Genomic DNA, 8,291 nt, shown 5'->3' with positions numbered 1-8,291 from the left:
ATGGTCGCAAATCAAAGCATCAGGGGGGTCAAAATTGGACGCCGATTCCCCGGCTTATGGGGTCAATTTTGCACGCCGATTCACAGGTCGGATCGCGCAACGGCAGCTTGATGCGCGCTCGTTTGACGGACCCAGGCCGACTTGCGCCAAGGCGGGACAGAGGCGATATGGGCTGTAAACCCCGAGGTCGGGTCGGATCTGCTTTCAGATGTCGGGCTCTGAAACGTCATCCCGATCGCTATCTGAAAACCCTGGCATGATGTCGCCCGCAAGCAGCTTCTCCTTGCTCAGCAGTCCGGCATCCTCGAGCGCCTCGAAATCCGGCAGGTCGCGCAGCGTGTCGAGGCCGAACTCCAGCAGGAATTCTTTTGTGGTGACGTAGGTGTAGGGCGCGCCGGGCGTCGGGCTGCGCGGACCGGACGCAATCAACTTCGCGCCGCGCAGATGACCGATGAGATCGCGGCTGATCTCCTTGCCGAAGAAGGAAGAAAGCTCGGCGCGGGTGATCGGCTGGAAGTACGCCACACACATCAGCACCAGCACTTCAGATTGTGTCAGATACACGGCTCGCTCGTTTCCGCCGACTGCACTGCGGATGGCGTCTGCATAGGCCGGCCGGGTCAGATGCTTCCAGCCGCCGGCGACGGCGACCAGGTCATAGGGCCGACCGCGCAGTTCTTCGCGGATGTCGTCGATGAGGAGATCAATGCTGCAGCTTTTGCCGACGATGCGGGCAAGCGTCTCGCGGTTGACCGGCTCGCTGGCAGCAAAAATCGTTGCCTCGACGCGGTTCATCCACTCGCGCCAACGCGCCTCCGGCGGCAGGTGATCCAGCTCCCGGTCAAACAACTGGTCAGCTGATCGACGGTCATCTGACCGGCTCCCCCCTCGCCTGCGTGCTGCCTCCACCATAATCGTTACAGCCCGTAGATGCGGAATGTGGGACGACCGGACAGCTCACGCACCGCGCCGAACTCGACCAGCCGGTCGAACAGGCGGCGCAGCCCACGGTCGCTCATGCCTGCGATCTTTTCGGATCCCACGATCGCATCGTCGGACAGGAGCTTGTCGACAACAGCGTCCGCTGCCTTGGCTCTAAGCTTCGGCGTGACGGCAAGCAGCCGGTTCGCGCGGCGCTCGAGCTCGGCGGAAAGATCAATCGCGCGCAGCGCAGCGCGTGCCTGCGCGGCAAGCAGGCTTTTCGCACGCTCAGGATTTGTCCCAATGCTTGTCGCCACGGAGCTGGCTGCCGATCGACGCGGGCGGTCGCTTGCGCCCAAGGCCGCTTCGGCGCCCAGCAGCGGCACCGCGTGTGGCCAGCCCATCCGCTGTGCCAGCAGCGCATCGGCGAGCCAGGTCCCCACGGCGCGCGCAAAGCCGTGGCGTTCGGCGGCCATGAATGTGCCGGTCAGCGTTGCGACCATGCCAGCGCCGGCCGCGAGTTGCCGGATATCATCCGCCAGATCGCTAACCACCTCATCGTCGGGGGCGTAGCCGAACTCTTCCAACACCGCGGCGAGGTTTTTCTCCGTCAGCAATTCGTCCCCGGGCCGGGCTGCCAGCCGGCGCCAGGCGAGCAGCAAAAGCCCGGCGGGACCGACGGACAAAAAATCGCCCGGCCGCGTGAGCAGCACGGCGTCGCGAAGTGCTGCTTCATCCTCGACGCGGCCGCCCTGCTTCGCCGTTGCCGCGGCAGCGACAAGCGCCAGCCGCTGCCGCCAGGCGCCGGCCCACCGCTGCTGCCGGCGGATCACCGCGTCGAGGGCGCCGATGGCGGCGCCGGCGGCAAACGCAACGTCCTCAACATCTTTTCCAGCAAGGCTTTGCGCATCCGGGATGGCGCGGCGCAGCCACGTCGGCACCGTTGCCATCGGCAAGGTCGAAGGGGAACCGGCAAGCGTGGCGTGGTGGCGCGGAGAGGGTTTGGGCCGCAGAATCATCGACAGCACGATGAATCATGGCGGCGCTTTTGGCAACCGACATACGGAACAACCGCCGCGCCTGTCGTGCGCTGGCAACGAACGCGGACATACCGGAAAAGCCGCTACTGCAGCACCTCCAGCCCGTGCTTGTGCACCACGGACAGCAGTTTCAGCGCCATCCCGCTCGGCCGCTTGGCGCCAGTCTTGTCGGCTGACCGGAAATCGTGAGACTCGCCGCCTTTTTGAATCGGTTTTGGTGAGACTACCTGCATGGCGACGAACCCCCCTAGCCTTAAGTTCCTGAGTTTACAGACCTATTGATGCACACGGCCGGTCCACCTGGCTTTGTCACGTAGTCTCACGATTTCCGATTCACTGCCTGGTGCGCAGGCTGCCGAACAGGGATGAGACTCACCTCTGAATCGGTTTTCGTGAGACTACGTGCATGGTGACGGCCCGGCCCGTCCAATGAGGCGCCGGAAACCTCAGCCTCGAAGACCCTGAAAAACTCCCTGCAAGGCGAGGCCGGTCGTAAACCGCCCCACTTCGCGCGCTTTCGGCCACGGATGGCGTAGGATGCGATTTGGTGAGTTTTGCGGCCTCGTGGAGGTCCAAACCCCAGAAAGCCCCCCTACGGCCATTTATGAGTCTCGATAAGACACGCCTGCAACTGAGCGGTTGACCACAGCCGTTGATATTGTACAAACGCCGTGAAAACACTTGAAAGCCCGCCATGGTCAAGGGCCCTCTCCCCCGCCGTAAGACCGCGCCGCCTCATCGGCTATGCGCGGGTCTCGACCGAGGATCAGGTAACCGATGCGCAGGCCGACGAGCTCCGACAAGCCGGTTGCGCGGTTATCCACCACGAGCAAGGATCGGGCGCATCGCGCTCGCGGCCGGTGCTGACCAAGCTGATGCGCCAGATTCGCGCCGGCGACGTTCTGGTCGTCGTCAGGCTCGACCGCCTCGCCCGGTCGGTCAGCCATCTGCTCGAGGTCATCGAGACGTTGGAAAAGCGCGGCGCGCATTTCCGCTCGCTGCGCGACCCGATCGACACGTCGACGCCGCAGGGGATGTTCTCGCTGCAGGTGCTCGGTGCTGTCGCCCAGCTGGAGCGGGCGCTCATCGCCGAGCGTACGAAAGGCGGCATCGCCGCGGCCAAGGCACGTGGTCGTCTGCCTGGCAATCCTGGGCTGCGCGAGCGACGGCCAGAAAGCATCCGCGCCGTCGCCGCGGCGCGGGACAGCGCCTATGTCGGCGATCTCATCGCCTTGGCACAAAGCTGGTTGCCGATCGTGCGACGGCTGCGCCCCCAGCATAATTGGGACGATGTCGTCCGGGTTTTGACTCAAAAGGGGCAAAGCTGGACGGTGGAACGGCTTCGCCGATCGGTGTACCGCCTGGTGCGGGAAGGCCTCGCAAAGCCTGAACTTGTCCAGCGCGCGCCGCGACGACAGCCGGAGGATCGATTGATGACACTCGTTGCCGGCATTGCCATTGCCGATCCGGATCTCAGTCTGCGGGCGATCGCGGCACCAGCTCAAGGCAATGCGGGAGCGGACGCCGCGCGGCGGCTGGCAATGGGCGGCCTCGTCGGTCAAGCATCTGCTCGATCGCGCCAGGCGTCTCGGTTTGACGGTGCACGAACCCGCTGACGGTTAAAACGGCCGCTCGTCGACGAGCGCCGCCCTCCCCTCTCTCTTTGTTGCCATTTGCGCGGCGGACTCGCGACGCCGCCTCTAGTAGACTGCCGTCTAAATGGCAAAAAAATTAATTAAAACAATCGGAAAGCTGACAGTACCTTGTTGTACGCGAGGTCGAAAGGAGCCCAACAAGACCGAAGCGTCTCAGTTCGAATATTCAGAGCGCTACCGCAAGCCTGCTCCAGCGGACGAGAGCGCATAGATTGCGTCGTCTGTCCACCCGCCTTTGCACCACTCAGATAGCCGGAGATGAGCCTCTTTCACGAAGCCGGATTCTTCGAGAACGGGGACAGCGCCAGTCGACGGGACGCAATGTTGCGGTGAATGGAGGAAATTGTAGAAGGCGCATTCGATCAAACTGCGGGCCGCTTCGGTAGCGTAACTGTGATTCCAATATTGCTGCCCTCTAGTGGACCCGATCTGCGCCAGCCGAGTATCCGCCTCGAATGTCTTGAGGCCGCTATCGCCGACAATTCTTCGATCTTCATTGCGCTCAAGAGCAAACTGGAACCATCCAGGATTGCCTGGATTGCGCAGCGCGTCGATTCCAGGAATGCGCATCCGTCATCTTCGGTGCAGGTCTCCCAGCTTTGAAAACGGGCGACTTCGGGCTTGGCGTACATCGCCTCGAAGACATCAGGGATCGAGCGGGGTGAAGCGGCGAGCAGGTAGGCGGTGCGATTCGAAGAAATGCCTCATCGAAAATCGTTGGATCGCATTTCGCTACCTGCCCGGGACAGACGCGTTGACCGCGCCGAGTTTCAAATTCAAATAAACAATTCCGTATGACCTTCTGCCGCCAGTTAGCGTTAACCTTTTGTTAACTTAAAATTTCTTGTCGGGACAAACGAATCGGACATAATGACGGCATTCGAAAGAATTTCGGCGAAATGCCGTCACTTGAGGTTCCGGAAAGCATGAACGTTTTAGCGCCCGTGTCGAAACCCCTCTTCGACGACACCATTCTGGCACAAGGCCGCGAGATTTCCAGGAAGCTGAACCAGCTTCGTTTCGAGACCTTCCCACCGAACGCCAGGAAGACCTTGCGGCAATTTTCACTCGGGGAAGCGGCGCATTTTCTCGGGGTCTCGACTAGCAATCTCAAGAAGCTGCACCTTGAAGGCAAGGGTGTCGAGCCAACTATACATGCCGGAGGTCGCCGGACATATTCGGCAGAGCAGATCATGGAGCTGCGTCAATGGCTCGACCGTCACGGCCGAGCCGATGTGAAGAAATACGTTCCTCACCGCCGCAGGGACGAGAAACTGCAGGTCGTTGCCGTTGTTAATTTCAAGGGGGGCAGCGGAAAGACAACGACGGCCGCACACCTTGCGCAACATCTGGCGCTAACGGGGCACCGTGTATTGGCCATCGACCTCGACCCACAGGCTTCGCTGTCGGCCCTGTACGGCATCCAACCCGAACTCGACAAGAATCCATCGATCTACGAAGCGATCCGTTACGACGACGAGCGGAAGCCCATCACCGACGTGATCTTGCCGACAAACTTTCCAGGCCTGGAACTTGTCCCTGCATCGCTAGAATTGCAGGAATATGAGTATGACACTCCACTGGCGATGCAGGACAAGAATTCCGTCGTCGGGAAGACGTTTTGGAATCGCATCGAAAAAGTATTGCGGGAGGTCGATGACCGATACGACGTGGTCGTAATCGATTGTCCGCCCCAGCTGGGCTATTTGACGCTGACCGCTTTGTCGGCGGCGAGTTCGGTGCTGATCACTGTACATCCGCAGATGCTCGACCTGATGTCCATGTCGCAGTTCCTTCTGATGCTCGGCGACATCCTGAAGACAATTCGCCAGGCGGGCGGCGACGTAGATTTAGATTGGTTCAGATATTTGATCACTCGATACGAACCGACCGACGTCCCGCAAGCCCAGATGGTCGGATTCATGCAGTCAATGCTCGCGTCACAAATGCTCAAGACGCCGATGTTGAAATCGACCGCGATTTCGGATGCTGGGCTAACGAAGCAGACGCTTTATGAGGTCGAGAAATCCGGGATGATTAGGGCAACGTACGACCGTGCCATGGAGTCGATGGAAGCGGTTAACGCGGAAATCAGAGAACTGATCCACGGGGCTTGGGGACGTACGAAATAGACGGCCGTCTAAGTCAGGTTTTATTACAATGAAATCAGATGAATGACCCAAATTTCGGGACGCTGGAAATGGCAAGAAAGAACGTTTTCGACAATTTGATGCGGGAATCCGCGCCCGAAACGGCAGAAGATGGCGAGCCAGCTTCCGGGTTTCGCAAATTCGGAGCGGCGAGGTCCATCTCATCGTCGATCGATGAATTGGCCAGGCAGGCCTCCAAACTCGCCCAAGGCGAAACGGTTATTGAACTTGATCCCGACCTTGTCGACAGGTCATTTGTGCCCGACCGCATGAGCGTTGATCAGGACGACGCATACCACGAACTGCTGGAGGCAGTGAGGGAGAGGGGACAGGATACCCCAATCCTTGTAAGACCCCATCCCAGCACCGAAGGCCGCTACATGGCCGTTTTCGGACACCGACGGGTGAGAGTTGCCAAACAACTCGGGAGGCCTGTCCGCGCCGTGGTGAAGACGCTGGCAGACATCGACCACGTTGTCGCACAGGGGCAGGAAAACTCCGCCCGCGCCAATCTTACATTTATCGAGCGTGTTCTGTTCGCCCAGCAACTGGACGGGCTTGGTTTCAGCCGCGAAACCATCCAATCTGCTCTGTCGGTCGACTACCAGACCCTCTCTAAGATGCTGACGATTCCGAAAGCTATCCCCGCGGTCGTCATTGATGCGATTGGGCCGGCCAAAGGGATTGGACGCGACCGGTGGTTGGATCTTCGGAAACTCGTCGAGAACCCCAAGAACACGCCAATTGCCAAGAGCTATGTGGCCAGTGAAGATTTCGCGGCTGCGGATTCTGACGAGCGTTTCAACCTGCTCTTTGATTTTCTGAATGGAGCGAAATCCAATAAGGCAATCAGGAAAGGGCTAGCTCCGCGAAACGACAGAACCTGGGCACCGGCTGACAAATCGGTCGCCGCGACGATTAGAAACAATGGAAAGGCCTTCAGTCTGGCGCTGAAAGCGAAAGACGCGGCCGAGTTCGGCGAATACATTTCGGAGAACCTGGACAGCCTTTACGAGGCATTCAGAACGTCGAAAGAAGAGGCAACAGGAGACTAAACCCGCAAAAGAAAAAGGCCCCCGAACGTCACCGTCGCGGAAGCCCTTCTCATCCTTAAGCAAGCTGAGAATCACATTTTCGCGAATCACTGTCAAGAGTCTAGGCGTCGATTCGGCGAGCAAATTTCTTTTGCCTAATTGAAGGCGAAGGAAGAAATGGAACCTGGTATTGCAACGACGCCCTTTGGGCGGCGGCCGATGTCGCTTGCCATATTGGCAGCGCAAAACGATTCACGTGAAATCCCCAAGGACAGGGTCGTTGAGAAATGGCAGGTCTACCGCGACCTCTGCGAGGGCAAAAGCATCGTCGGCATTGGCGATCGCGCCCTGGCCGTCCTGAATGCGCTGCTATCATTCTATCCTGACAGCGAGCTGAGTGAGGAAAACGGCCTCATCGTGTTTCCCTCGAACGCACAGCTGTCCCTTAGAGCTCATGGGATGCCCGAACCCACAGTCAGACGGCACCTGGCAGCCCTTGTGGACTGCGGGCTGATCGTCCGTCGGGACAGCCCGAACGGCAAGCGTTATGCGCGCAAGGGCCGGGGAGGGGAGATCGAGGAAGCATTTGGCTTCTCACTGGCGCCGCTGCTGGCCCGTGCTCACGAGTTCGAGGCGGCGGCTGAGCGTGTTCGCGCCCACAACAGGGCGCTCAGGCTTATGCGTGAGCGGATCACTTTGCACCGCCGGGATATCCAGAAGTTGGTCGAGGCGGCGGTTGAGGAAGATGTGCCAGGCGACTGGGGAGGCCTGTGGAAGCGTTTCCGCGCCGTTGTGGAGGCAATTCCGCGCCGAGCTTCCGTTGTCGAGCTCGAGCCGATCGTGGGCGATCTGGCCGCATTGCATGACGAAGTGGATAAGCTGCTGGAAGTTCACATGAAATCCACGAATCCGAGCGGCAATGACTACCAAAACGAGCGGCAGCAATCTGATTCAAATACCGACTCTATTTTTGAATTTGAACCGGCTTTAGAGAAAAGCGGGTCGACGGCCGAGCCAAGGACGAGGACCGCAGAGCCCCCGAAAACCTATCCGCTAGGGCTTGTGCTGAAGGCCTGCCCGGAATTTTCGGATTACGCCGTCGACGGGATCGGCAACTGGCGCGATTTGATGATCACGGCAGCCCAGGTGCGGGGCTACCTTGGCGTTTCGCCGTCAGCATATGAGGAAGCCTGCCATGTGATGGGCCAGGAGGTCGCCGCAATAGTGATTGCCTGCATTGTGCAAAGGGCACAGCACATCAACTCCGCAGGCGGCTATCTGCGGGTGCTGACCGAAAAGGCGCGGGCGGGGCAGTTTTCGGTCGGACCGATGCTGATGGCGGCGCTGAAGGCCAACGGCGCAACGGCGCGGATGACCGGATGAGTGTGTGGGTACCGGGATTTTCGGAACGAGGGCTCAGGGTTTGCTCCGCGCGATAGGGCGTGGACAGTGGCTGCAGCGCTTGTCGGTAAGAAAGCCCTATGCGAGGAT

At 59.8% G+C, this 8,291-nt stretch carries 6 protein-coding genes and 2 pseudogenes; 4 read left to right on the top strand and 4 right to left on the bottom strand.

The annotated features are described in order from the left end of the window. Positions 1-204: 204 nt before the first annotated feature. From scpB to NKH01_RS32970, 3 genes and pseudogenes are all read right to left on the bottom strand, one after another. Positions 205-912, bottom strand: a complete 708-nt coding sequence (gene scpB, locus NKH01_RS32980; protein WP_353024473.1) for an SMC-Scp complex subunit ScpB — start codon at positions 910-912, stop codon at positions 205-207. Positions 913-917: 5 nt separating this feature from the next. Beyond that, a complete protein-coding gene (locus NKH01_RS32975; RefSeq protein ID WP_502912712.1) occupies positions 918-1,940 on the bottom strand; it encodes a DUF1403 family protein in 1,023 nt (340 codons plus the stop codon). Between the two features lie 104 nt (positions 1,941-2,044). Next, positions 2,045-2,128: pseudogene (locus NKH01_RS32970) on the bottom strand (helix-turn-helix domain-containing protein); the annotation flags it as partial. Positions 2,129-2,632: 504 nt separating this feature from the next. On the opposite strand from NKH01_RS32970, the pseudogene NKH01_RS32965 reads away from it, so the two are divergent. Continuing rightward, positions 2,633-3,584: pseudogene (locus NKH01_RS32965) on the top strand (recombinase family protein). A 206-nt stretch (positions 3,585-3,790) separates the two neighbouring features. Here the strand turns inward: NKH01_RS32965 and NKH01_RS32960 are convergent. Then, positions 3,791-4,186, bottom strand: coding sequence for a GNAT family N-acetyltransferase (locus tag NKH01_RS32960; RefSeq protein ID WP_353024470.1), 396 nt, complete (start codon positions 4,184-4,186; stop codon positions 3,791-3,793). A 356-nt stretch (positions 4,187-4,542) separates the two neighbouring features. On the opposite strand from NKH01_RS32960, the gene repA reads away from it, so the two are divergent. The 3 genes from repA (at position 4,543) to repC (ending at position 8,183) form a co-directional block, all read left to right on the top strand. Then, on the top strand, positions 4,543-5,748 hold the full coding sequence (gene repA, locus NKH01_RS32955; protein ID WP_352496428.1) for a plasmid partitioning protein RepA: 1,206 nt from the start codon (positions 4,543-4,545) through the stop codon (positions 5,746-5,748). 68 nt (positions 5,749-5,816) lie between these two features. Further along, entirely contained in the window at positions 5,817-6,821 is a 1,005-nt protein-coding gene (gene repB, locus NKH01_RS32950) for a plasmid partitioning protein RepB (RefSeq protein ID WP_353024477.1), read from the top strand. 156 nt (positions 6,822-6,977) lie between these two features. Continuing rightward, the gene (repC, locus tag NKH01_RS32945; protein ID WP_353024468.1) at positions 6,978-8,183 is read left to right on the top strand and encodes a plasmid replication protein RepC; all 1,206 of its coding nucleotides are present in this window, start codon (positions 6,978-6,980) and stop codon (positions 8,181-8,183) included. The last annotated feature ends 108 nt before the right edge of the window (positions 8,184-8,291 follow it).

Source organism: Mesorhizobium sp. M1403 (assembly GCF_040317695.1).
GTDB lineage: Bacteria > Pseudomonadota > Alphaproteobacteria > Rhizobiales > Rhizobiaceae > Mesorhizobium.
This window is presented reverse-complemented; position numbering and strand designations above follow the sequence as displayed.

Excerpts from the sequence above, each read along its gene's own strand:
- scpB (WP_353024473.1), bottom strand. The coding sequence starts at position 912 with ATGGTGGAGGCAGCACGCAGGCGAGGGGGGAGCCGGTCAGATGACCGT.
- NKH01_RS32975 (WP_502912712.1), bottom strand. The coding sequence starts at position 1,940 with ATGATTCTGCGGCCCAAACCCTCTCCGCGCCACCACGCCACGCTTGCC.
- repA (WP_352496428.1), top strand. The coding sequence starts at position 4,543 with ATGAACGTTTTAGCGCCCGTGTCGAAACCCCTCTTCGACGACACCATT.
- NKH01_RS32960 (WP_353024470.1), bottom strand. The coding sequence starts at position 4,186 with ATGCGCATTCCTGGAATCGACGCGCTGCGCAATCCAGGCAATCCTGGA.
- repB (WP_353024477.1), top strand. The coding sequence starts at position 5,817 with ATGGCAAGAAAGAACGTTTTCGACAATTTGATGCGGGAATCCGCGCCC.
- repC (WP_353024468.1), top strand. The coding sequence starts at position 6,978 with ATGGAACCTGGTATTGCAACGACGCCCTTTGGGCGGCGGCCGATGTCG.